Genomic DNA, 935 nt, shown 5'->3' with positions numbered 1-935 from the left:
GAAGTCGCCCTGGACCTGGCGCTGCAATGCTCCCCCGACCACCCCTGGGTCCACACCCATCCCGAATGGTTCACCACCCGCGCCGACGGCACCATCGCCTACGCCGAGAACCCGCCCAAGAAATACCAGGACATCTACCCCCTCAACTTCGACAACGACCCCGACGGCCTCTACACCGAAGTGAAACGGGTCATCCGGCACTGGATGGACCACGGAGTCCGGATCTTCCGCGTCGACAACCCCCACACCAAACCCGTCGACTTCTGGGAACGCCTCCTGGCCGACATCCACACCACCGACCCCGACGTGCTGTTCCTGGCCGAGGCCTTCACTCGCCCCGCGATGATGCACACCCTGGCCAAAATCGGGTTCCACCAGTCCTACACCTACTTCACCTGGCGCAACGCCGCCGACGAACTCACCGCCTACTTCACCGAACTCACCGGCCCCGCCGCCGCCTACATGCGCCCCAACACCTTCACCAACACCCCCGACATCCTCAACGAATACCTCCAGCACGGCGGCCGCCCCGCCTTCGAAATCCGCGCCATCCTCGCCGCACTCCTGTCCCCCACCTGGGGCATCTACTCCGGCTACGAACTCTGCGAGAACACCCCCGTACGCCCCGGCAGCGAGGAATACCGCGACTCCGAGAAATACCAGTACCGCCCCCGCGACTGGGAAGCCGCCGACCGCGACAACACCACCATCGCCCCACTCATCACCCGGCTCAACACGCTTCGCAACGCCCACCCCGCACTCCAACTGCTGCGGAACCTGAATTTCCACCACATCGACCAGCCGGAACTGCTCGCCTTCTCCAAACGCCACATGGACGACGTGGTGCTCGCGGTGGTCAACCTCAACCCGCACCAGCCGCGCGAAGCGACCGTCCACCTCGACCTCACCGCACTCGGCCTCCCCAACGACCCCGA

At 65.2% G+C, this 935-nt stretch carries 1 pseudogene; it reads left to right on the top strand.

The features are described 5' to 3' along the window. A pseudogene (locus tag ABD296_RS49390) lies at nt 1-935 on the top strand (alpha-1,4-glucan--maltose-1-phosphate maltosyltransferase); the annotation flags it as partial.

Origin of the sequence: Actinomadura napierensis (assembly GCF_039529375.1) — a bacterium.
GTDB classification, from domain to species: Bacteria; Actinomycetota; Actinomycetes; order Streptosporangiales; family Streptosporangiaceae; genus Spirillospora; species Spirillospora napierensis.
The sequence above is the reverse complement of the archived record's forward strand: the minus strand, read 5'-3'. Positions and strand labels throughout refer to the sequence as shown.